22 protein-coding genes are annotated in these 21,593 nt (G+C 61.1%); 12 read left to right on the top strand and 10 right to left on the bottom strand.

Going from position 1 to position 21,593, the window contains the following annotated elements:
- Positions 1-55: 55 nt before the first annotated feature.
- Positions 56-256, bottom strand: coding sequence for a sulfur carrier protein ThiS (thiS, locus tag AC07XF_RS15125; protein WP_162130672.1), 201 nt, complete (start codon positions 254-256; stop codon positions 56-58).
- A gap of 178 nt (positions 257-434) precedes the next feature.
- On the bottom strand, positions 435-803 hold the full coding sequence (locus tag AC07XF_RS15120; RefSeq protein ID WP_495027121.1) for a DUF423 domain-containing protein: 369 nt from the start codon (positions 801-803) through the stop codon (positions 435-437).
- Positions 804-877: 74 nt separating this feature from the next.
- Between AC07XF_RS15120 and mtgA the strand changes: the two genes are divergently transcribed.
- Positions 878-1,600, top strand: a complete 723-nt coding sequence (gene mtgA / locus AC07XF_RS15115) for a monofunctional biosynthetic peptidoglycan transglycosylase (protein ID WP_495027120.1) — start codon at positions 878-880, stop codon at positions 1,598-1,600.
- A gap of 159 nt (positions 1,601-1,759) precedes the next feature.
- Here mtgA and rpoH read toward each other — a convergent pair whose 3' ends face one another.
- The 4 genes from rpoH to ftsY all read right to left on the bottom strand — a co-directional run bounded on the left by rpoH (position 1,760) and on the right by ftsY (position 5,906).
- Positions 1,760-2,614, bottom strand: a complete 855-nt coding sequence (gene rpoH / locus AC07XF_RS15110; protein ID WP_007975386.1) for an RNA polymerase sigma factor RpoH — start codon at positions 2,612-2,614, stop codon at positions 1,760-1,762.
- A gap of 120 nt (positions 2,615-2,734) precedes the next feature.
- Positions 2,735-3,757: a permease-like cell division protein FtsX gene (gene ftsX, locus AC07XF_RS15105; RefSeq protein ID WP_495027119.1), complete on the bottom strand. Its 1,023-nt coding sequence runs from the start codon at positions 3,755-3,757 to the stop codon at positions 2,735-2,737.
- On the bottom strand, positions 3,754-4,425 hold the full coding sequence (gene ftsE, locus AC07XF_RS15100; RefSeq protein ID WP_007975383.1) for a cell division ATP-binding protein FtsE: 672 nt from the start codon (positions 4,423-4,425) through the stop codon (positions 3,754-3,756). Before ftsE ends, ftsX begins: the two co-directional genes overlap by 4 nt.
- Positions 4,422-5,906, bottom strand: coding sequence for a signal recognition particle-docking protein FtsY (gene ftsY / locus AC07XF_RS15095; RefSeq protein ID WP_495027118.1), 1,485 nt, complete (start codon positions 5,904-5,906; stop codon positions 4,422-4,424). Before ftsY ends, ftsE begins: the two co-directional genes overlap by 4 nt.
- A gap of 343 nt (positions 5,907-6,249) precedes the next feature.
- On the opposite strand from ftsY, the gene AC07XF_RS15090 reads away from it, so the two are divergent.
- From AC07XF_RS15090 to AC07XF_RS15070, 5 genes are read left to right on the top strand one after another with little or no spacing between them, the layout of a single operon-like run.
- Positions 6,250-7,605: a M16 family metallopeptidase gene (locus AC07XF_RS15090; protein ID WP_495027117.1), complete on the top strand. Its 1,356-nt coding sequence runs from the start codon at positions 6,250-6,252 to the stop codon at positions 7,603-7,605.
- Positions 7,598-9,088: a M16 family metallopeptidase gene (locus AC07XF_RS15085; protein ID WP_495027116.1), complete on the top strand. Its 1,491-nt coding sequence runs from the start codon at positions 7,598-7,600 to the stop codon at positions 9,086-9,088. The genes AC07XF_RS15090 and AC07XF_RS15085 overlap by 8 nt, the downstream gene beginning before the upstream one ends.
- Entirely contained in the window at positions 9,088-9,696 is a 609-nt protein-coding gene (gene rsmD, locus AC07XF_RS15080) for a 16S rRNA (guanine(966)-N(2))-methyltransferase RsmD (protein ID WP_495027115.1), read from the top strand. The genes AC07XF_RS15085 and rsmD overlap by 1 nt, the downstream gene beginning before the upstream one ends.
- A 56-nt stretch (positions 9,697-9,752) precedes the next feature.
- Entirely contained in the window at positions 9,753-10,751 is a 999-nt protein-coding gene (locus AC07XF_RS15075) for a hydrolase (protein ID WP_495027114.1), read from the top strand.
- A 3-nt stretch (positions 10,752-10,754) separates the two neighbouring features.
- On the top strand, positions 10,755-11,594 hold the full coding sequence (locus AC07XF_RS15070) for an AraC family transcriptional regulator (RefSeq protein WP_495027113.1): 840 nt from the start codon (positions 10,755-10,757) through the stop codon (positions 11,592-11,594).
- Between the two features lie 120 nt (positions 11,595-11,714).
- Here AC07XF_RS15070 and AC07XF_RS15065 read toward each other — a convergent pair whose 3' ends face one another.
- Together AC07XF_RS15065 and AC07XF_RS15060 are read right to left on the bottom strand one after the other, a co-directional pair.
- Positions 11,715-12,569: a sulfurtransferase gene (locus tag AC07XF_RS15065; RefSeq protein WP_495027112.1), complete on the bottom strand. Its 855-nt coding sequence runs from the start codon at positions 12,567-12,569 to the stop codon at positions 11,715-11,717.
- 32 nt (positions 12,570-12,601) lie between these two features.
- The gene (locus AC07XF_RS15060) at positions 12,602-13,273 is read right to left on the bottom strand and encodes a TetR/AcrR family transcriptional regulator (RefSeq protein ID WP_495027111.1); all 672 of its coding nucleotides are present in this window, start codon (positions 13,271-13,273) and stop codon (positions 12,602-12,604) included.
- Between the two features lie 145 nt (positions 13,274-13,418).
- On the opposite strand from AC07XF_RS15060, the gene AC07XF_RS15055 reads away from it, so the two are divergent.
- The 5 genes from AC07XF_RS15055 (at position 13,419) to AC07XF_RS15035 (ending at position 18,191) form a co-directional block, all read left to right on the top strand.
- The gene (locus tag AC07XF_RS15055) at positions 13,419-14,849 is read left to right on the top strand and encodes a coniferyl aldehyde dehydrogenase (protein ID WP_495027110.1); all 1,431 of its coding nucleotides are present in this window, start codon (positions 13,419-13,421) and stop codon (positions 14,847-14,849) included.
- Positions 14,850-14,877: 28 nt separating this feature from the next.
- Positions 14,878-15,423: a twin-arginine translocation pathway signal protein gene (locus AC07XF_RS15050; RefSeq protein ID WP_495027109.1), complete on the top strand. Its 546-nt coding sequence runs from the start codon at positions 14,878-14,880 to the stop codon at positions 15,421-15,423.
- A 127-nt stretch (positions 15,424-15,550) separates the two neighbouring features.
- Complete coding sequence (locus AC07XF_RS15045; protein WP_495027108.1) at positions 15,551-17,146, top strand: GMC family oxidoreductase; 1,596 nt, start codon at positions 15,551-15,553, stop codon at positions 17,144-17,146.
- Between the two features lie 115 nt (positions 17,147-17,261).
- Positions 17,262-17,741 carry a pantetheine-phosphate adenylyltransferase gene (gene coaD, locus AC07XF_RS15040; protein WP_045059801.1) on the top strand — a complete coding sequence of 160 codons (480 nt, stop codon included), beginning with the start codon at positions 17,262-17,264 and terminating at the stop codon, positions 17,739-17,741.
- 198 nt (positions 17,742-17,939) lie between these two features.
- Positions 17,940-18,191 carry a YfhL family 4Fe-4S dicluster ferredoxin gene (locus AC07XF_RS15035; RefSeq protein ID WP_003195146.1) on the top strand — a complete coding sequence of 84 codons (252 nt, stop codon included), beginning with the start codon at positions 17,940-17,942 and terminating at the stop codon, positions 18,189-18,191.
- Between the two features lie 141 nt (positions 18,192-18,332).
- Here AC07XF_RS15035 and mutM read toward each other — a convergent pair whose 3' ends face one another.
- The gene (mutM, locus tag AC07XF_RS15030) at positions 18,333-19,145 is read right to left on the bottom strand and encodes a bifunctional DNA-formamidopyrimidine glycosylase/DNA-(apurinic or apyrimidinic site) lyase (RefSeq protein ID WP_277532742.1); all 813 of its coding nucleotides are present in this window, start codon (positions 19,143-19,145) and stop codon (positions 18,333-18,335) included.
- Between the two features lie 42 nt (positions 19,146-19,187).
- Positions 19,188-20,057, bottom strand: a complete 870-nt coding sequence (locus tag AC07XF_RS15025; RefSeq protein WP_495027107.1) for an HDOD domain-containing protein — start codon at positions 20,055-20,057, stop codon at positions 19,188-19,190.
- 281 nt (positions 20,058-20,338) lie between these two features.
- Here AC07XF_RS15025 and AC07XF_RS15020 point away from each other — a divergent pair, with 281 nt between their 5' ends.
- Positions 20,339-21,535: a class I SAM-dependent rRNA methyltransferase gene (locus tag AC07XF_RS15020; RefSeq protein ID WP_103395796.1), complete on the top strand. Its 1,197-nt coding sequence runs from the start codon at positions 20,339-20,341 to the stop codon at positions 21,533-21,535.
- Positions 21,536-21,593: the final 58 nt, after the last annotated feature.

Genomic DNA, 21,593 nt, shown 5'->3' with positions numbered 1-21,593 from the left:
ATCCTCTGTAGGGGTGAGGTTCTTGCAGAATTCTGTGGCCACTCGGCCGAGGCTGCTAGCCGCCGCCGATGGCGTGCACCACTTCGACGGTATCGCCGTCGTTCAACGCGGTGTCTGCATGCTGACTGCGCGGGACGATATCCAGATTGAGTTCGACCGCCACCCGGCGTCCGGTCAGGTCCAGACGGGTCAACAGGGCCGCAACGGTTTCACCGTCGGGCAGTTCAAAGGATTCGCCGTTCAACTGAATGCGCATGCCGGATGCCGCCATCATTTTTAGGGGCAGGCATTCTAGCCCGATCAGTCAGGCCGACCCAAGCCATTCGTCGTTCTGGACCTTGTAGGAGCGAGCTTGCTCGCGAAAAACGCCAGGGCAATGCGTTAAATCAGTCAGCACGCGTTATCGTTGACGTCCATCGCGAGCAAGCTCGCTCCTACAGGCGCCAGGCGGCCAGGCCCAGGCAAAACCAGCCCACCAGGAAGGCCAGGCCACCGAACGGGGTGATGATGCCGAGCTTGCTGATGCCCGTCAGCGTCAATACATACAGGCTGCCGGAGAACAGCAGGATACCGATGGCAAACGATGCGCAGGCCCAAGTGGCGAGTCGACCGGGAATTTGCGTGGACAGCGCTGCGACACCGAGCAGCGCCAGGGCATGCACCAGTTGATAGGTGACGCCGGTATGGAAGATCGCCAGGTACTCGGCGCTCAGGCGGCTTTTCAGGCCATGGGCGGCAAAGGCGCCAAGGCCGACACCGGTGAAGCCGAAAAAAGCGGCCAGCATCAGAAAGCCACGCAGCATGCAGAACTCCAGTCAGACTCGATCAACAGGGTCTGTATAATGGCCCGCTCAACGGGTTCGGCCAAGCCATCTCTATGCTGCGTATCTATTTCCGTCGTTTCACCAAGGCCGTGCTCTGGTTCATGGGTGGCAGCATATTGCTGGTGCTGATCTTTCGCGTGGTGCCGCCACCGGGGACGGCGCTGATGGTCGAGCGCAAGATCGAATCCTGGTTCGACGGCGAACCCATTGACCTGCAACGCACCTGGAAACCCTGGGACGAGATCTCCGATGACCTGAAAGTCGCGGTGATTGCCGGGGAAGACCAGAAATTCCCGGAGCACTGGGGCTTCGATATCGGCGCGATTCAGGCAGCGTTTGCCCATAACGAGCGCGGTGGTTCGATCCGTGGCGCCAGCACTCTAAGCCAGCAAGTCTCGAAAAACCTGTTCCTGTGGTCAGGCCGCAGCTGGCTGCGCAAAGGCCTGGAAGCCTGGTTCACTGGGCTGATCGAAGTGTTCTGGCCCAAACAGCGGATTCTTGAGGTGTACCTCAACAGTGTCGAGTGGGATGACGGTGTGTTTGGCGCCGAAGCCGCGGCCCGGCATCACTTTGGCGTGAGCGCTAAAGGCCTTAGCCGCCAGCAGTCGAGCCTGCTCGCCGCCGTACTGCCCAACCCGCGGGTTTGGAGCGCCAGCCATCCGACTACCTACGTTTCACGTCGGGCTGGCTGGATCAGGCAGCAGATGAGTCAGTTGGGCGGGGACAGCTATCTGGTCGAGTTGAACGACTCGCGCCGGGCGCCCTGGAAGGACTGACGAAGCTTTTGTAGGAGCTGGCTTGCCAGCGAATCAGACGACTCGGTGTGTCAGGCATTCCGCCTTCGCTGGCAAGCCAGCTCCTACAAGAGCGGAACCGCACACAAACAAAAACGCCCCGATCAATGATCGGGGCGTTTTTTATTGCCCGGTCGCCAGTTAAGCAGCGATCGACAACTTGAGCTTGTTCATCGCACTCTTCTCGAGTTGGCGAATACGCTCGGCCGACACGTTGTACTTCTGCGCCAGGTCGTGCAGCGTGGCTTTTTCTTCCGCCAGCCAGCGCTGGTAGAGGATGTCACGGCTGCGGTCGTCCAGCACTTCCAGTGCTTCGTGCAGGTTGTGGTTGGAGTTGTCGCTCCAGTCGGCGTCTTCCAGTTGACGGGCCGGGTCGTACCGGTGGTCTTCCAGATAGTTGGCCGGCGACTGGAAAGCACTGTCGTCGTCCGCTTCGGCAGCCGGGTCGAAGGCCATGTCATGGCCAGTCAGGCGGCTTTCCATTTCGCGCACTTCCCGAGGCTCTACACCCAGGCTTTCTGCCACGCGATGGACTTCCTCGTTATTCAACCAGGCCAGACGCTTCTTCTGGCTGCGCAGGTTGAAGAACAACTTGCGCTGGGCCTTGGTGGTCGCGACTTTCACGATGCGCCAGTTGCGCAGGATGAACTCGTGGATTTCCGCCTTGATCCAGTGCACGGCAAAGGACACCAGGCGCACGCCCATTTCCGGGTTGAAGCGTTTCACGGCCTTCATCAGGCCAACGTTGCCTTCCTGGATCAGGTCAGCCTGAGCCAGGCCGTAGCCGGAATAGCTACGGGCGATATGTACGACAAAACGCAGGTGGGCGAGCACCATCTGCCGAGCCGCCCCCAAATCCTGCTCATAATAGAGACTCTCGGCCAGTTCACGCTCCTGCTCCGGCGACAGCAATGGAATGCTGTTGACGGTGTGCACATAGGCCTCCAGGTTCGCACCCGGGACCAGAGCATATGCAGGTTGCAAAGAATTGGTCATACGAAAAAACCTCCGACTTACAAACTCGTGCAGTTCAGCACTGCGAAAATTGACCGGAAACCGAAAGACAAGTTCCCAAAAACCCAAAACCGCTGAAAGGTCAATACGAGCAAAATGATACTACTTAGGCGCAAGCTCCCTCAGGTGGCGTGCGACTGCAATCCATGCACCGATATACCCCAACAGCACCGCGCCAAGCAAGAGAGACAGACCGTCGGCAACTGGCACTCCAGCCAGCGCAAAATCACTGCCGTACAAACCTGCCAGCCCAACCACCGCGTCGTTCAGCCAGTCAAGGCCGAACGCCAGTACGCCCCAAGACAGAATCCCCGCACCGAAGCCATACAGCGCGCCCATATATAGAAAGGGCCTGCGTACATAGCTGTCAGTGCCGCCGACCAGTTTAATCACTTCTATCTCTGTGCGGCGGTTTTCAATATGAAGACGAATGGTATTGCCTATCACCAAAAGTAATGCAGAAACCAGAAGCACGGTCAGACCGAAGACGAAACGGTCACCCAGCTTGAGGATGGCTGCCAGACGCTCGACCCAGACTAAATCAAGTTGCGCCTGTTGTACCTTCGGCAGCTCGGATAGTTTTTGTCTTAATGCTTCAAGGGCCGGCTTGTCGACTTCGTTCGGCGTCACCAGCACCACGCCCGGCAGCGGGTTCTCCGGCAATTCCTTGAGCGCTTCGCCCAAACCGGACTGTTGCTGGAACTCTTCCAGCGCCTGCTCCCGGCCAACATATTCGGCATCGGCCACGCCAGGCATGCCCTTGATCTGATCGCGCAGCGATTCGCCTTCGGCCGGCTTGGCCTCAAGGTCCAGGTACAGGGAAATCTGCGCCGCGCGCTGCCAGGATCCGCCCAGACGCTCGACGTTACTTAGCAAAAGTGACAGGCCCATGGGCAAACTCAGGGCCACCGCCATCACCATGCAGGTAAAAAAACTGCCGATGGGCTGCTTGCCCAGGCGGCGCAGGCTGTCCACCAGGCTGGCACGATGGCTTTCGATCCAGGCACGGAACAACGTGGCAAAGTCCGGCCCGTCATCATCGTCGTGTTTTTTCTTGGCCGGTTGCGGATCCGCGGCCTTGGGGGCCACGCGCTCGGAAACCTTTGGACTGCGTGTCGCGCTCATACTGCGGCCTCCCCGTCGCCGATCAATCGACCGCGCTGCAAGGTCAGCATGCGGTGGCGCATGCGCGCGATCAGTGCCAGGTCGTGGCTGGCGATCAGCACGCTGGTGCCCAGGCGATTGATGTCCTCGAACACACCCATGATTTCCGCCGCCAGGCGCGGGTCGAGGTTACCGGTCGGTTCGTCCGCCAGCAGCAAGGCCGGGCGATGGACGATGGCGCGGGCGATACCGACGCGTTGCTGCTGACCGGTGGACAGGTCGCCCGGGTACAGATCGGTTTTATCCGACAGCGCCACGCGCTCCAGTGCCGAGTCCACGCGCTTGGCGATCTCGGCCTTGGACAGACCCAGGATCTGCAAAGGCAACGCGACGTTATTGAACACCGTGCGATCGAACAGCAACTGGTGATTCTGGAACACCACGCCGATCTGCCGGCGCAGGAAAGGAATCTGCGCGTTGCTGATGGTGCTCAGGTCTTGCCCGGCGAGCAGCAACTTGCCGCTGGTCGGACGCTCCATGGCCAGCAACAGCCGCAACAAGGTGCTTTTACCGGCGCCGGAATGGCCGGTGACAAACAGAAACTCGCCACGACGGACTCGAAAGCTCAGCTCATGCAAGCCGACGTGACCGTTCGGGTAGCGTTTACCGACCTGTTCGAAACGAATCATGAACGCTCCCGCTCGGCAAACAATGCCTGGACAAAGGGTTCTGCTTCAAAGGTACGCAAATCGTCGATGCCTTCACCGACGCCGATGTAGCGGATCGGCAGGCCGAACTGCTTGGCCAGGGCGAAAATCACCCCGCCTTTCGCGGTGCCGTCGAGCTTGGTCAGCGCCAGGCCGGTCAGTTCGACGGTCTGGTTGAATTGCTTGGCCTGGTTGATGGCGTTCTGGCCGGTGCCGGCATCGAGCACCAGCAGCACTTCGTGCGGCGCGTCGGCATCGAGCTTGCCGATCACCCGGCGAACCTTTTTCAGCTCTTCCATCAGGTTGTCTTTGGTGTGCAGGCGACCGGCGGTGTCGGCGATCAACACATCGATGCCACGGGCCTTGGCGGCCTGCACGGCGTCGAAGATTACCGAAGCCGAGTCGGCGCCGGTGTGCTGGGCGATCACCGGGATCTTGTTGCGCTCACCCCATACCTGCAATTGCTCGACTGCTGCGGCGCGGAAGGTGTCGCCGGCAGCCAGCATGACCTTCTTGCCTTCCAGCTGCAGCTTCTTGGCCAACTTGCCGATGGTGGTGGTTTTACCCGCGCCATTGACGCCGACCACCAGAATCACGAACGGCTTGTTCTGCGAGGTGATCTTCAGCGGCTGCTCGACAGGCTTGAGCATGGCCGCCAGCTCGGCTTGCAGGGATTTGTACAGGGCATCGGAGTCGGCCAGCTCTTTGCGCGCGACCTTCTGCGTCAAACGCTGAATGATCACCGACGTGGCTTCGACACCAACGTCGGCGGTCAGCAGGCGAGTCTCGAGGTCTTCGAGCAGCTCGTCATCAATGGCCTTCTTGCCCAGGAACAGGCTGGCCATGCCTTCACCAATACTGGCACTGGTCTTGGACAGACCCTGCTTGAGACGGGCGAAGAAGCCGGCCTTGGTTTCTTCAGTGCGTACGGGTTCGACCGGAGTTTCGACGGGAGCGATGACCGGCGCAACTACAGGCGCAGGCGCAGACGCTTGGACAACTGGAGCAATCGGCGCTACTGGCTCGATCACAACCGGCTCAGGCTCAGCCATAACGACGGGTGCAACGACCGGTTCGACCACAGGCGCTTCAACCGGTGCAGGCGCAAAAGCAGTCGGCGCCGGAATCGGTGGCATCACGTGGGGTGCCAGGTCATTTTCGACCAGCGCCACCGGCTCTTCCGCCACTGGCAAGGTCAGCCACGGTTCGGCAGCGGTGGTCAGCGGCTGTTCGATGATCTCGCTGACAGGCTCGGCCTGCGCTTGCAGCACCGGCTCGGTGATCGGCAAGACAACCGGTGCGGGCGCTTCTTCTATTACCGGGGCCGGGGCCGGCGCGGGTTCAGGAATGGCTGGTGGCTGTTCGACGACGGCTTCCTGCGGCTTTTTGCGCAGCCATCCGAACAGGCTTTTCTTCTCGCCAGCCGCAGCTGGGGTCTTTCTGTCGTCGTTGGAACCAAACATGGAGGACGGCTATCTCACGGTAGCGACGCGCCAATGGCGCCTCGGCAAATAAAAATTCGATGCAGAACAGACTGCGATTGACGCAGCTTGTTCACGCGCAACATTTTGTCGAGGTGAACAACGCCACCTCAAGGAAACGATTTCACACGGGACAGATGCGGCAAAATCGGCGAAAAAGCGGAGTTTAGCTGATAAATATCCACATCCCGTCGCAAACCCATACAACCTGATCAAACATGAGTGCCTGATAGGCGTGGCCGCCGCTAAAACGGATCAGTATCCTAGCACCCTCTCGCCCGCTGACGCTAAGACCAAGCGGGCAGCCCCAAAGGTTTAAAAACGAATGAATGCTCTAGCCCGCCGCGCTGCAGGCCTGCTGCTCAGCACAGTTTGCCTGCCCCTTTCGGCCCTGGCCGCCGACCCGCAACCCACCCACGAATTCACCCTCGACAACGGTCTGAAGGTGGTCGTGCGTGAAGACCACCGTGCGCCCGTGGTGGTTTCCCAGGTCTGGTACAAGGTTGGCTCCAGCTACGAGACGCCGGGTAATACCGGCCTGTCCCACGCTCTGGAACACATGATGTTCAAGGGCAGCGAGAAAGTCGGCCCCGGCGAAGCCTCGCTGATCCTGCGCGACCTCGGCGCCGAAGAGAACGCATTCACCAGCGACGACTTCACCGCGTACTACCAGGTGCTGGCCCGGGATCGCCTGGGCGTAGCCTTCGAACTGGAAGCCGACCGCATGGCCAGCCTGCGCCTGCCGGCCGACGAGTTCGCCAAGGAAATCGAAGTCATCAAGGAAGAACGCCGCCTGCGCACCGACGACAAGCCGATGTCCAAGGCCTACGAGCGCTTCAAGGCCATGGCCTACCCGGCCAGCGGCTATCACACGCCGACCATCGGCTGGATGGCTGACCTTGACCGGATGAAAGTCGAAGAACTGCGCCACTGGTACCAGACATGGTACGTGCCGAACAACGCCACGCTGGTGGTGGTCGGCGATGTCACTCCGGACGAAGTCAAAGCCCTGGCCCAGCGTTATTTCGGTCCGATTGCCAAGCGCGATGTGCCAGCCGCGAAAAAACCGTTGGAGCTGGCCGAGCCCGGCGAACGCCAGATCACCCTGCATGTGCAGACCCAACTGCCAAGCCTGATGCTGGCCTTCAACGTGCCGAGCATTGCCACCGTCGAAGACAAACGCCTGGTCAATGCCCTGCGACTGATTTCAGCGCTGCTCGACGGCGGCTACAGCGGACGCATCCCGGCGCAACTGGAAAGGGGCGAAGAACTGGTGTCCGGCGGTTCGTCGAGTTACGACGCCTACACCCGTGGCGACAGCCTGTTCACTTTGTCGGCCACACCCAACACCCAGAAACACAAGACCGTCGCCCAGGCCGAAGCCGGTTTGTGGAAGTTGCTCGAACAGCTGAAAACCACCGCGCCATCCGCTGAAGAGCTGGAGCGCGTGCGTGCACAAGTCATCGCCGGCCTGGTCTACGAGCGCGACTCGATCACCAGCCAGGCCACCGCCATCGGCCAACTGGAAACCGTCGGCCTGTCATGGAAACTGATGGACACCGAACTGGCCGATCTGGAAAGCGTGACACCGCAAGACATCCAGAACGCCGCCAAGCTGTATTTCACCCGCGAACGTCTCAGCGTCGCCCATGTACTGCCACTGGAGACGACTCATGAGTGAGCGTAAAAAATCCCGTCTGGCCCTGATCGGCCTGATCGCCGTTGCCGTTATCGGCTCCGCCGCGTTTTATCTGTCGCGCTCCGGCGAGACCAGCGCCAGCGAAGCCCTCGACAAGGCCAAGGCCAGCCAGAAGCTGCAATCGCTGACTGAACTCAACGACAAGGCGCCGAGCCACCGCAAACTCGACGTACAAACCTGGAGCACCGCCGAAGGCGCAAAAGTCCTGTTCGTCGAAGCCCGTGAGCTGCCGATGTTCGACATGCGCCTGATCTTTGCCGCCGGCAGCAGCCAGGACGGCGCCGCACCAGGCTTGGCGCAGCTGACCAACGCCATGCTCAACGAAGGCGTGGCAGGGAAAGATGTCGGTGCCATCGCCCAGGGCTTCGAAGGCCTGGGGGCCGATTTCGGTAATGGCGCCTATAAAGACATGGCGATCGCCTCGCTTCGCAGCCTCAGCGCCAACGACAAACGCGAGCCGGCCCTGAAGCTGTTCGCCGAAGTCATCGGCAAGCCGACCTTTCCTGCCGATTCGTTTGCGCGCATCAAGAACCAGATGCTCGCCGGGTTCGAGTACCAGAAACAGAACCCCGGCAAACTGGCCAGCCTGGAGCTGATGAACCGCGTGTACGGCGACCACCCGTACGCGCATTCCAGCGACGGCACGGCGACAACCGTACCGGCAATTACCGTGGCACAACTGCGCGCTTTCCACGAGAAAGCCTACGCAGCGGGTAACGTGGTGATCGCGCTGGTCGGTGACTTGTCCCGCGCAGAAGCCGAGGCGATTGCCGCACAGGTTTCCAGCGCCCTGCCCAAAGGCCCGGCCTTGCCGAAAATCACGCAACCCGTCGAGCCCAAGGCCAGCGTCGGCCATATCGAGTTCCCGTCCAAGCAGACTAACCTGATGCTCGCGCAGCTGGGCATCGACCGTGACGATCCGGACTACGCAGCGTTGTCCATGGGTAACCAGATCCTCGGCGGTGGCGGCTTCGGCACCCGGTTGATGAGCGAAGTGCGTGAGAAACGCGGCCTGACGTATGGCGTATATTCGGGTTTCACCCCGATGCAGGTACGCGGTCCGTTCATGATCAACCTGCAAACCCGCGCCGAAATGAGTGAAGGCACCCTGAAACTGGTGCAGGACGTGCTCGCCGACTACCTTAAAACCGGCCCGACCGAAAAAGAACTCGACGACGCCAAGCGAGAACTGGCCGGCAGCTTCCCGCTGTCCACCGCCAGCAACGCCGACATCGTCGGGCAACTGGGCGCCATTGGCTTCTATAACCTGCCATTGAGCCACCTGGAAGATTTCATGCAGCAGTCCCAGGACCTGACCGTTGAACAGGTCAAGGTCGCCATGAACAAACACCTGAGCACGGACAAAATGGTCATCGTCAGCGCTGGCCCGACCGTGCCGCAAAAGCCGTTACCGGCCCCTACTGATAAACCTTCCGAGCAGCCGCTCGGGGTTCCGGAGCATTAATGGCCAGTCCCAAGAAACCCGCCAAAAACGTCCATAACGGCGTGAATCAGCTGCGCATCATCGGCGGCGAATGGCGCAGCCGGAAGCTGAGCTTCCCCGACGCCCCGGGCCTGCGACCGACGCCGGACCGTGTGCGTGAAACCCTGTTCAACTGGCTCGCACCTTACGTGCCGGGCGCCAAGGTGCTCGACCCGTTTACCGGTAGCGGCGCGCTGTTCCTCGAAGCCTTGTCCCGTGGCGCCGCCATGGGCCAGGCACTGGATGCCAGCAGCCTTGCGGTATCCAGCCTGAAAGAGCACCTGGGCACGCTGCGTTGCACCAACGGTCAGGTCCAGACCGCCGATGCCCTGCGCTATCTGGAAACCCAGACCGCAACGGCCTACGACCTGGTGTTCCTCGATCCGCCGTTCAACCAGAACCTGTTGCCCGCCGTTTGCAAGTTGCTCGAAGAGCGCCAATGGCTGGCCGAAGATGCCTGGGTGTACACCGAAAGCGAGTCCGCGCCGTCGACCCTGGGCCTGCCGGAGAACTGGCGCCTGCACCGGGAACAGAAATCCGGGCGCGTCTACTACTCGTTGTGGCAACGTATGGCAGAGATCGCCGGTTAATCGATCGGCCTGAAAAAGGTGCGTACCCGGTACGCACCGCTGCATCGAGAAAGAACGTGCCCCATCCGCCAGAACGCTTCACCCCCGCCTTCGGCCTCGGCAATCCGCACTTGCAAACCTTGTGGGGGCCGCTGTGGCGAAAAACCGTGCACATCGAACGCGAGCGTGAACGCTTGTGGCTTGAGGATGGCGACTTCCTCGACCTCGACTGGCACGGTCCGCACAGCGCCGCGGCGCCGTTGGTGCTGGTGCTGCACGGGTTGACCGGCTCGTCGAATTCGCCTTACGTGGCCGGTATGCAAAAAGCCCTGGGCGACCGGGGCTGGGCCAGCGTCGCGCTGAACTGGCGTGGCTGTTCCGGCGAACCCAATCTGTTGCCGCGCAGCTACCACTCCGGCGCCAGTGAAGACCTGGCCGAAACCATCAGGCACCTGCGGGCCAAACGGCCCCTCGCGCCACTGTATGCGGTGGGTTACTCCCTGGGTGGCAACGTCCTGCTCAAGCACTTGGGCGAAGCCGGCAGCGATAGCGGCGTGATGGGCGCCGTAGCGGTGTCGGTGCCGTTCCGCCTGGACCAGTGCGCCGACCGCATCGGCCAGGGCTTCTCAAAGGTCTATCAGGCGCATTTCATGCGCGAGATGGTCGCCTACATCAAGAACAAACAACGACAGTTCCAGCACGACGGACGCGAGGAAGGCCTGGCCGCATTGGCCGCACTTGGCTCGCTGGAAAACATGCGCACGTTCTGGGATTTCGATGGCCGGGTTACCGCACCGCTGAACGGCTTTGTCGATGCCGAGGATTATTATCGCCGCGCCTCGAGCCGCTACTTCCTCGGCGAGATTCGTACGCCGACCTTGATGATTCAGGCCGCCGACGACCCCTTCGTGTTTCCTCACAGCCTGCCGCACGTCGATGAGTTGTCCGCTTGCACGCAATTCGAACTGCAGGCCAGGGGCGGGCATGTCGGCTTCGTCGACGGCACGCTCAGGCAACCGGGTTACTACCTTGAACGGCGCATCCCCGAATGGCTGGCCGCCGTAGGGCGCGTTTGAATCATGGGCGCGAATCAAGGCGAGTCGATCCACTTCTGGCAAACCCCGCCACTGGCCGGGGTCGAGTTGTTGTCCGCTCGCTACATCGATCATCGTTTCGCGCCCCATGTGCATGACGGCTATGTGATCGGCATGATCATGGCGGGTGCCCAGCGTTACCGTTATCGCGGCGCCGAACACCTGGCGGGCAGCGGCACGCTGGTGCTGATCAATCCCGATGAATTGCACACCGGCCATAAGGGCACGGAGGATGGCTGGCTGTACCGGGCGTTTTATCCCGACAGCGAACAGATACTCTCGCTGTTGGCCGAACTCGAACTGCCGACCCACAACCCGCCGACCTTCAGCGCCACGCTGTATCGCGATCAGGATCTGGTGAACGGGTTCTGTCAATTGCACCGCTTGCTGGAAAGCCCCGCCACCGCACTGCAACAGCAAACCGCCTGGCGCGAGCTGATGCTGGCGCTGTTACAACGCCATGCGGCAGTCCCCGATACCGGTAAACCTGGCAAGGAACACCGGGCCGTGAGCCAGGCCAAGGAATTGCTGCATGCGCAACTGGCAGCTCCGCCTTCACTGGAGGCGCTGGCGGCGGCGGTCAATCTCTCGCCATTCCATTTCGCCCGGGTATTCCGCCGGGCCACCGGCATGCCGCCACACACCTGGTTGATGCAGCAGCGCATCGCCCGGGCACGAGGGTTATTGCAAAGTGGTTGTCTGCCGCTGGAAGTCGCGACGCAACTGGGGTTTGCCGACCAGAGCCATCTGAGCCGGCAGTTCAAGCAAGTGTATGGGGTTGGACCGGGAGCGTATCGCACAGCCCGGCAACTGCCCGGACCTTGATGACGACGAAGAACCATTGTGGGAGCGGGCTTGCTCGCGAAAGCGGGGTAACAGTCAAAGAAGATGTCGACTGATCCACCGCTTTCGCGAGCAAGCCCGCTCCCACATTAGATGGGGGGGTTACTCACCTTTTGCGACGCCCCGCGCCGGATCATTGATCCACTCACTCCACGACCCCGCATACAACGAGCCAAGCGGATAACCCGCCAGGCACAAGGCAAACAGGTTGTGGCACGCCGTCACGCCGGAACCGCAATACGCCACCAGATCATTCGGCGAACGATCGCCCAGTTTTGCGGCGAAACGCAGCTTGAGCTGATCGGCCGGCAGGAAGCGCCCGTCGCTGCCCAGGTTGTCGGTAAACGCCGCACATTGAGCGCCAGGAATGTGCCCGGCAACCGGATCGATCGGCTCCACTTCACCCTTGAAACGCGGCAGTGCGCGGGCATCGAGCAGGGTCAGTTCCGGCCGGGCGAGGCGCTTTTGCAGCTGCTCGGCATTGATCAGCAACGCCGTGTCAGGACTGCCAGTGAAGGAACCACGGGTGATCGCCGGCGCATCCAGACTCAGCGGCAAACCGGCCGCGTGCCAGGCCTTGAGGCCGCCATCGAGGATGAGCACACCGTCGCGCTTGCCCAACCACGCCAGCAACCACCAGGCCCGCGCCGCATAGGCGCCCGGGCCGTCGTCATACAGCACCACTTCGCTATCGACGTTGATGCCAAAGGCTTGCAGACGCTCGATCAACTGCGCCGGCTCGGGTAACGGATGACGCCCGGTCACGCCCTTGACCACGGCGCCACTCAGATCACGTTCAAGGTCGGCGTAGCTCGAACCGGCGATGTGCCCTTCGGCATAGCTGCGCTGACCGTAATCCGGGTCTTCGAGGGCAAAACGACAATCCAGAATCACCAGCCCCGGCTGGTCCTTTTTCAGGTCCAGTGCTTGCGGGCTGATCAGTTGCGCAATGGGCATAACGGGCTCCTGTGATTAAGTCGGCCTTGATCCTACTGTACTTCTTCCAGCGCCTGGGCCAGGGGCACGTAAAACTCCTCGAACAATGCATTGACCGCATCGCGGGACTGCTCCGTGACGAACCCGGTTTCCAGCACCAGCACCTGATACACCCCGCGTTTAATGGCTTGCTCGCTGAGGTGGCTGGAGTTCTCCCGTGTGGTGCACAGGAAACGCACCCAGGACGTGAGGATGATCCAGGCATTGAGCGTCAGGGATTCGATCTGCACCTTGTCCATCTTCAGGATACCGGCGGCGACAAAACCTTCGTAGATCGCCGCGCCCTGGATCAGGCAGCGCTGGGAGAAGCGTCGATAGCGGTCGGCCAGGTCCGGATCGCTGTCGAGCAAATGTTCGAGATCGCGATGCAGAAACCGGTAGCGCCACATCGCCGCCAGCAGCTCCTTGAGGTAGAAGCGCTTGTCTTCCACCGTGGCGCCGCGCCCCTGGGGCGGGCGCAGGAAGCTGTCCACCAGGCTTTCGTACTCGCTGAACAGCACGGCGATGATCGCCTGCTTGTTCGGGAAGTGGTAGTACAGGTTGCCCGGGGAAATCTCCATGTGGGCAGCAATGTGGTTGGTGCTGATGCTGCGTTCGCCCTGTTGATTGAACAGCTCCAGGCTGTTCTGCACGATGCGCTCGCTGGTTTTGATCCGTGGGGCCATGGCTTGAGCTTTAATTCAGAGTGCGTTGATGGGCATCTTAGATCTATCCGCGATCGGATAAAACAAAGCTGTTCCAGGATGTCATTTGACTTTCTAGAGCATAAACTCTAAAAAGTGCCTCATTACAATAAATCCGGAGCCGACCATGACTGCTGAAATTTCCTATCTGCAGAACCTACAGCAGCCGCTGGAAGAGCTTCAGACCCTGTTCGACGCTCAGCGTGCCGCCTACGCCGCCAACCCGATGCCACCGGCCGCACAGCGCCTGCAATGGCTCAAGGCGCTAAAGGATTTGTTGAACAATGAACGCCAGGCCCTGATCGATGCGATCAGCCAGGACTTCAGTCATCGCAGCGCCGATGAAACCCTGCTCGCCGAGCTGATGCCCAGCCTGCACGGCATCCATTACGCCAGCAAACACCTCAAGGGCTGGATGCGAGCCTCGCGGCGCAAGGTGGGCGCAGCCTTCCAGCCTGCATCGGCCAAAGTCGTTTACCAACCGTTGGGCGTGGTCGGGATCATCGTGCCGTGGAACTACCCGCTGTACCTGGCCATTGGTCCGTTGGTCGGTGCGCTGTCGGCGGGCAATCGGGTGATGCTCAAGCTCAGTGAATCGACTCCCGCTACCGGCTTGCTGATGAAGCAGTTGCTGGCGCGCATATTCCCCGAAGACCTGGTTTGCGTGGTCTTGGGCGAGGCCGATATGGGCGTGGCGTTTTCACGCCTGCCGTTCGATCACCTGCTGTTCACCGGCGCCACCAGCATCGGCAGACATGTGATGCGCGCCGCCGCGGAAAACCTGACCCCGGTAACCCTGGAGCTGGGCGGCAAGTCCCCGGCCATCGTTTCCCGCGACGTGCCGCTCAAGGACGCCGCCGAGCGCATCGCCTTCGGCAAGACCCTGAATGCCGGCCAGACCTGCGTGGCCCCGGACTATGTGCTGGTGCCGGAGGACCGCGTCGGAGGATTCGTCGAAGCCTATCGCACGGCCGTCCGCGGGTTTTATCCGACGCTGGCCGACAACCCGGACTACACCGCGATCATCAATGAGCGACAACTGGCGCGCCTCAATGGTTACATCAGCGACGCCACAGGCAAGGGTGCGCTGCTGATGCCGCTGTTCGACCAGGGCCAGGGCCGCCGCATGAGCCATAGCCTGCTGCTCAATGTCACTGACGACATGACGGTGATGCAGGACGAAATCTTCGGGCCGCTGCTGCCGATCGTGCCGTACAAGGATCTGGATCAGGCATTTGCCTACATCAACCAGCGTCCGCGCCCACTGGCGCTGTATTACTTCGGCTACGACAAGCGCGAACAACAGCGCGTGCTGCACGAAACCCACTCCGGCGGCGTGTGCCTGAACGACACGCTGCTGCACGTCGCCCAGGACGACATGCCGTTCGGCGGCATCGGTGCCTCGGGCATGGGCCACTACCACGGCCATGAAGGTTTCCTGACCTTCAGCAAGGCCAAGGGTGTGCTGATCAAACAGCGGTTCAACGCGGCGAAACTGATCTACCCGCCGTATGGCAAATCGATCCAGAAGCTGATCCAGAAGCTGTTCATCCGCTAACGACCATCACCGTCGGGTAATAACAATAATGAACCCAAGCCTGTCCGATTCACCCGCGCTGTCACGGCGCGGGCTGCTTAAATTCAGCCTCGGCGCCAGCGCTTTTCTCGCCACTGCCGGGTTGGGCGCCAGCCTCAGCGGCTGTTCATCGAGTGTCCCGGCCAGTGGTTTCACCACGTTACGCAGCGGCGACCTGCTGTTTTTGCGGGCGTTGATTCCGGTCATGCTCGATGGCGCCGTGACCTCCGAACGGATGCCCGAGGCTGTCGAGGGCACACTTAAAAGCCTGGATTACAACCTTGCTCACCTGTCGCCGGAAATGCTCAAGCTGACCCGGCAACTGTTCGATGTGCTGGACATGGCCGTGACCCGCGGACCGTTGACCGGTATCTGGGGCAGTTGGGAAAACGCCAGCACCAGCGATATCCGACGCTTCCTAGAACGCTGGGAAAACAGCTCGTTGAGTCTGTTGCGCATGGGCCACAGCTCCTTGCTGCAACTGGTGATGATGGCCTGGTACGGCCGCAAGGAATCGTGGGCGCATTGCGGGTATCCCGGGCCGCCAACCGTCTGATACCGAGTAGCCCCCTTCGCGGGCAAGCCCGCTCCCACATTGACCACGTGCCCCTGTGGAAGCGGGCTTGCTCGCGAAGACGCCAGCCGCCAAAGCACATTTCCAACAATAAAAAGAGAATCCGAAGATGCCCGTACCTGATCCATTTCGCGAAGGCATGGCCCGAGGCTGGAAAACCTACAACGGCTCGCAACTGTCCCAGGACCTGACACTCGAAGCGGACGTGGCGATCATCGGCAGCGGTGCCGGCGGCGGCACCACCGCCGAAATCCTCAGTGCGGCCGGTTACAAAGTACTGCTGATCGAGGAAGGCCCGCTCAAGACCAGCAGCGACTTCAAGCTGCTCGAAGACCAGGCCTACAGCAGCCTCTATCAGGAAGGCATCGGCCGCATGAGCAAGGACGGCGCGATCACCATCCTCCAGGGTCGGGCGGTCGGCGGCACCACGCTGATCAACTGGACCTCCAGTTTCCGCACCCCGGAGCCGACCCTCGAACACTGGGCCAAAGAGCACAACGTCAAGGGTCACAGCCCGGCGGAAATGGCGCCGTGGTTCGAGAAAATGGAACAGCGCCTGGGCGTCGCGCCGTGGATGGTGCCGCCCAACGCCAACAATGATGTGATCCGCAAGGGCTGCCAGGAACTGGGCTACAGCTGGCACGTCATCCCACGCAACGTTCGCGGCTGCTGGAACCTCGGTTATTGCGGCATGGGCTGCCCGACCAACGCCAAGCAGTCGATGATGGTCACCACCATTCCGGCGACCCTGGAAAAAGGTGGCGAGCTGCTTTACCTGGCCCGCGCCGAAAAACTCACGATCAGCGGCGACAAGGTCACCGGCCTGCAATGCTCGGCGATGGATGAACGCTGCGTAGCGCCGACCGGACACATCATCACGGTCAAGGCGCGGCATTTCGTGCTGGCCGGTGGCGGAATCAACAGCCCGGCCTTGTTGATGCGTTCCGGTGCGCCTGACCCGCACAAACGTCTGGGGAAACGCACGTTCCTGCACCCGGTGAACATGTCCGCTGCGTTGTTCGACGAAGTGGTCAACCCGTTCTACGGCGCGCCGCAGTCGATCTATTCCGACCATTTCCAATGGCAGGACGGCACCACCGGCAAGATGTCCTACAAACTGGAAGTCCCGCCCCTGCACCCGGCGCTGGCCACGACGTTGCTCGGCGGTTTCGGCCAGGAAAACTCACAGCACATGGCCAATCTGCCCCATACCCACGCCATGCTGGCGTTGCTGCGGGACGGGTTTCACCCGGACAGCCCCGGTGGCAGTGTCGAATTGCGCGGCGATGACACGCCAGTGCTGGATTATCAGCTCTCGCCTTACGCCTGGGATGGATTGCGCCGGGCCTTTCATAGCATGGCCGAAATACAGTTTGCCGGTGGCGCCAAGGCCGTGATGCCGATGCACGCCGACGCCCGTTACGTGAAGACCCTGGCCGAAGCCCGCACCCTGATCGACGGCCTGAGCCTGGAGTTGTACCGCACACGCCTGGGCAGTGCCCATGTGATGGGCGGTTGCCCCATGGGTGAAGACCCGACAAACGCAGTGACCGACAGCCTCGGCCGGCATCATCAGCTCGGCAATCTGTCGATTCACGACGGCTCGCTGTTCCCCACCAGCATTGGCGCCAATCCGCAGCTGTCGGTCTACGGACTGACGGCGCAACTGGCGACATCCCTGGCCGAACGTTTAAAAAACTCATGAAAATAGCGATTATTCCCATCGTCTATAGTGCTTTCTTACCCAACAGGCGACTTGGCCGACCGGGAAGGCTGCGATACCATCCGACTCCCCAACGGATTCCCGCCAGGACGACGCGATGAACCGAGTGTTGTACCCAGGTACCTTCGACCCTATTACCAAGGGCCATGGCGATCTGGTCGAACGCGCCTCGCGCCTGTTCGATCACGTGATCATCGCCGTCGCCGCCAGCCCGAAGAAAAACCCGTTGTTTCCCCTGGAACAGCGTGTGGAACTGGCGCGCGAGGTCACTAAACACCTGCCGAACGTTGAAGTCGTCGGCTTCTCGACATTGCTGGCGCACTTCGCCAAAGAGAAGAATGCCAACGTGTTCCTGCGTGGTTTGCGCGCGGTGTCGGACTTCGAATACGAATTCCAGCTGGCCAACATGAACCGCCAACTGGCGCCGGATGTGGAAAGCCTGTTTCTTACCCCGTCCGAGCGCTATTCCTTCATTTCCTCGACGCTGGTCCGTGAAATTGCAGCCTTGGGCGGCGATATCACCAAGTTCGTGCACCCTGCGGTGGCGGACGCACTGACCGAACGCTTCAAGAAATAACCCTGTAGGAGCGAGCTCGCTCGCGATGAACGTCAACGATAACGAGGGCCACCTGAATAAACGCGGCGCCCTCTTGTCCATCGCCAGCAAGCTGGCTCCTACAGTGCGTCGCACCTGCGTGCAACACGGGCGCCAATGCGGCACAATTGTACGCATTGGTTTATTACGCCCGGGCCTGCCGCCCCGGCTGGAGTTAGCATGTCCCTGATCATCACCGACGATTGCATCAACTGCGACGTCTGCGAACCCGAGTGCCCGAACGCCGCCATTTCCCAAGGCGAAGAGATCTACGTGATCGACCCGAACCTGTGCACCCAGTGTGTCGGCCACTACGACGAACCGCAGTGCCAGCAGGTCTGCCCGGTGGATTGCATTCCACTGGACGAAGCTCATCCGGAGACTGAAGAGCAGTTGATGGAGAAGTACCGCAAGATCACCGGCAAGGCTTGATTCTCAGGTTTCCAGCGCTCTTTCGGGCCTCTTCGCGAGCAAGCCCGCTCCCACAGGGGATCTGCGCCGTACACAAGTCCCCTGTGGGAGCGGGCTTGCTCGCGAAGGCGTCATCAGCCTCACTGAAAATCCAACTAACTTTCAGCTCTGACAACGCGGGCAAAAAACGCTTGCACGCTGCCCCAGTTTCACTTCCCGCAGCCCCGTGCCACACACCTTGCAATGCTCACCACCACGGCCATACACGAACAGTTCCTGCTGGAAATAACCAGGCTGACCGTCACCGCCGATAAAGTCCCGCAGCGTGGTACCGCCGCGCTCGATGGCGGCCGCGAGGATGCGCTTGATCTCGATGGCCAGCTTCAAATAACGCGCGCGGGAAATGCTCCTGGCTTCGCGGCGCGGGTCGATCCCGGCGGCGAACAACGCTTCGGTCGCGTAGATATTGCCGACACCCACCACCACCGCGTTGTCCATGATGAACGGTTTGACCGCCATTGAACGACCACGGGACTGCTGGAACAGGCGCTCGCCGTCGAACAGGTCGGTCAGCGGCTCCGGCCCCAGGCGAATCAGCAATTCGTGATTGAGCGGGTCGAGGCTCCAGAGCATTGCGCCGAAGCGCCGCGGGTCGGTGTAACGCAGGGCCAGGCCCGACTCCAGTTCGATGTCCACATGCTCATGCTTGGCCGCTGGCAGCCCGGCCTCCACCAGACGCAAATTGCCTGACATGCCCAAGTGGCTGATCAAGGTTCCGACTTCGGCATTGATCAGCAGGTACTTGGCGCGCCGCTCCACCAATACGATGCGCTGCCCGGACAGGCGCACATCGAGGTCTTCGGGGATCGGCCAGCGCAAGCGCCGATCACGCACGATCACCCGGCTGACGCGCTGGCCTTCCAGGTACGGCGCGATGCCGCGACGGGTGGTTTCGACTTCTGGCAATTCAGGCATGGTGCTCTCGGATCAGGCTCATGGCCTGGAAAGGTCCGACACTCAGCGATGAGTGCCGAGGTCGCGGATCGTCTGCTTGAGGGTCTCGAAGTCGTAGTCCGAGAGGCCGACATAATCGAGCACCAGCGGCGCGATGCTGTTCCACTCGTGATCTTCGGTCTGATTGCCCAGCACCCGATACGACGCGCAAATGTGCTCGGCCATCTTCAGGATCGCCAGCAGGTTTTTCAACGAACTGTTGCGCGAAGATTCATCGCTGAATATCGCCAAGGCATTGTGGTGGTTGGCGATCGCCGCGCTCACGTGTTCCGGCAGGCGCCAGGACTTGGCCGTGTAATAGCCGACCACCGAGTGATTGGTATTGAACACCTGATTCTCCGTGTCCACCACCCGGCATTCGGCACTGGTGTTGGCATAGGCCTGTTCCAGAACGCCCATGTAGTCGGGGAAACGCTGGAGCATCAAGGGCACGCCGCAGTCGTGGAACAAGCCCAGGGCATACGCTTCGTCGCCATTTTCAACGCCGATGCGCTTGGCCAGGGTCAGGCAGGTCATCGCCACGTCCTGAGCGGTGTCCCAGAAACGGTTCAGGGTGACAATGGTGTCGTCATTCATCTCGCCCTTGATCGACATCGCATTGATCAGGTTGATGACCGAGCGACTGCCCAGCAGATTCACCGCGCGCTGGATCGAAGCAATCTTGTTGCTCAGCCCGTAATACGGCGAATTGACGATCTTCAGCAAGGAGCCGGAAAGTCCCGGATCCTGGGAAATCAGCTTGGCAATGACTTCCAGATCCGGGTCGGGCATGTACTGCTCCATCTGCAAATCCACCATGATTTGCGGCTGGGCCGGTACGCTGATGCCCTGCAGGGCTTGTTGGATCTGTTCGGAAGTCAGCTCTTGGGACATTTGTGCACACTCTGGCGTCAGACGGCGATTCTAACCTTTATGAAGTTGGATCCGACATACCAAATCGCATGACGAGTCTCCGTGGCGAGGGAGCTTGCTCCCGCTCGGTTGCGCAGCAGCCGCAAAACCGGTGAATCCGGTTTGTCTGATGCACCGCATCTACCAATATCAGGACGGCTTCGCCGTCCAACGGGAGCAAGCTCCCTCGCCACATGTCCACTTGCAGGCCAATCCGGGGTCTCAACACGCTATACTCCCGCTCTTTTTTCCGGAGCGACGACATGTCCCTGCCTAGCCTGCGCCTCAAAGCCAACGCCGACCGTCGTCTGCGCAACGGTCACTTGTGGGTCTACAGCAACGAAATCGATGTAGCCGCTACACCATTGCACGGTTTCAAGGCCGGCGACCAGGCGATCCTCGAAGCCGCCGGCGGCAAGCCGCTGGGCATCGTCGCCATGAGCCCGAACAACCTGATCTGCGCCCGTGTACTGTCGCGCGACATCAAGTTGCCGCTGGACAAGTCGCTGCTGGTGCACCGCCTGAACGTCGCCCTGTCGCTGCGCGATCGCCTGTTCGACAAGCCGTTCTATCGCCTGGTCTACGGCGACTCCGACCTGCTGCCGGGCCTGGTGGTCGACCGTTTCGGCGACATCCTTGTGGTGCAGATCGCCTCGGCGACCATGGAAGCCCATAAAGACGACGTGATCGCGGCGCTGACCCAAGTGCTCAAGCCAAGCGGCATCCTGTTCAAGAACGACTCTGCTGCCCGTGATGCCGAAGGCCTCACCCGCTACGTCGAAACCGTATTCGGCCTGGTGCCGGAGTGGGTTGCCCTCGAAGAAAACGGCGTGAAATTCGAAGCACCGGTCATTCAGGGCCAGAAAACCGGCTGGTTCTACGACCACCGCATGAACCGCGCACGCCTGGCGCCGTACGCCAAAGGCAAACGCGTGCTGGACCTGTACAGCTACATCGGCGGCTGGGGCGTGCAGGCTGCCGCGTTCGGCGCCAGCGAAGTGTTCTGCGTCGATGCGTCGGCGTTCGCCCTTGATGGTGTCGAGCGCAACGCCGCGCTGAACGGCTTCGCCGAGAAAATGACCTGCATCGAAGGCGACGTGTTCGAAGCCCTCAAAGAACTGAAAGCCAGCGAAGAACGTTTCGACGTGATCGTGGCCGACCCTCCGGCATTCATCAAGCGCAAGAAAGACATGAAAAACGGCGAAGGCGCCTACCGCCGCCTGAACGAGCAAGCCATGCGCCTGCTGACCAAGGACGGAATCCTGGTCAGCGCATCGTGCTCGATGCACCTGCCGGAAGACGACCTGCAGAACATCCTGCTGACCAGCGCCCGTCACCTGGACCGCAACATCCAGATGCTCGAACGCGGCGGTCAGGGGCCGGATCATCCGGTGCACCCGGCGATTGCTGAAACCCGCTACATCAAGAGCATCACCTGCCGGTTGCTGCCAAACAGTTAAGACGCTGGCGCTCCCGTACTGGGCTGAACCAGTGCGGGAGCGGTGCCCCGCTTAACAC

The organism is Pseudomonas sp. GW821-FHT01C01, assembly GCF_059422645.1.
The sequence above is the reverse complement of the archived record's forward strand: the minus strand, read 5'-3'. Positions and strand labels throughout refer to the sequence as shown.

Bases quoted from the DNA above. Each gene is read 5' to 3' on its own strand.
- ftsY (WP_495027118.1), bottom strand. From the start codon at position 5,906: ATGTTTGGTTCCAACGACGACAGAAAGACCCCAGCTGCGGCTGGCGAG.
- ftsE (WP_007975383.1), bottom strand. From the start codon at position 4,425: ATGATTCGTTTCGAACAGGTCGGTAAACGCTACCCGAACGGTCACGTC.
- AC07XF_RS15070 (WP_495027113.1), top strand. From the start codon at position 10,755: ATGGGCGCGAATCAAGGCGAGTCGATCCACTTCTGGCAAACCCCGCCA.
- AC07XF_RS15065 (WP_495027112.1), bottom strand. From the start codon at position 12,569: ATGCCCATTGCGCAACTGATCAGCCCGCAAGCACTGGACCTGAAAAAG.
- AC07XF_RS15060 (WP_495027111.1), bottom strand. From the start codon at position 13,273: ATGGCCCCACGGATCAAAACCAGCGAGCGCATCGTGCAGAACAGCCTG.
- AC07XF_RS15025 (WP_495027107.1), bottom strand. From the start codon at position 20,057: ATGTCCCAAGAGCTGACTTCCGAACAGATCCAACAAGCCCTGCAGGGC.
- AC07XF_RS15085 (WP_495027116.1), top strand. From the start codon at position 7,598: ATGAGTGAGCGTAAAAAATCCCGTCTGGCCCTGATCGGCCTGATCGCC.
- AC07XF_RS15120 (WP_495027121.1), bottom strand. From the start codon at position 803: ATGCTGCGTGGCTTTCTGATGCTGGCCGCTTTTTTCGGCTTCACCGGT.
- mutM (WP_277532742.1), bottom strand. From the start codon at position 19,145: ATGCCTGAATTGCCAGAAGTCGAAACCACCCGTCGCGGCATCGCGCCG.
- ftsX (WP_495027119.1), bottom strand. From the start codon at position 3,757: ATGAGCGCGACACGCAGTCCAAAGGTTTCCGAGCGCGTGGCCCCCAAG.
- AC07XF_RS15055 (WP_495027110.1), top strand. From the start codon at position 13,419: ATGACTGCTGAAATTTCCTATCTGCAGAACCTACAGCAGCCGCTGGAA.
- rpoH (WP_007975386.1), bottom strand. From the start codon at position 2,614: ATGACCAATTCTTTGCAACCTGCATATGCTCTGGTCCCGGGTGCGAAC.
- AC07XF_RS15045 (WP_495027108.1), top strand. From the start codon at position 15,551: ATGCCCGTACCTGATCCATTTCGCGAAGGCATGGCCCGAGGCTGGAAA.
- thiS (WP_162130672.1), bottom strand. From the start codon at position 256: ATGCGCATTCAGTTGAACGGCGAATCCTTTGAACTGCCCGACGGTGAA.
- mtgA (WP_495027120.1), top strand. From the start codon at position 878: ATGCTGCGTATCTATTTCCGTCGTTTCACCAAGGCCGTGCTCTGGTTC.
- rsmD (WP_495027115.1), top strand. From the start codon at position 9,088: ATGGCCAGTCCCAAGAAACCCGCCAAAAACGTCCATAACGGCGTGAAT.
- AC07XF_RS15090 (WP_495027117.1), top strand. From the start codon at position 6,250: ATGAATGCTCTAGCCCGCCGCGCTGCAGGCCTGCTGCTCAGCACAGTT.
- AC07XF_RS15050 (WP_495027109.1), top strand. From the start codon at position 14,878: ATGAACCCAAGCCTGTCCGATTCACCCGCGCTGTCACGGCGCGGGCTG.
- AC07XF_RS15020 (WP_103395796.1), top strand. From the start codon at position 20,339: ATGTCCCTGCCTAGCCTGCGCCTCAAAGCCAACGCCGACCGTCGTCTG.
- coaD (WP_045059801.1), top strand. From the start codon at position 17,262: ATGAACCGAGTGTTGTACCCAGGTACCTTCGACCCTATTACCAAGGGC.
- AC07XF_RS15035 (WP_003195146.1), top strand. From the start codon at position 17,940: ATGTCCCTGATCATCACCGACGATTGCATCAACTGCGACGTCTGCGAA.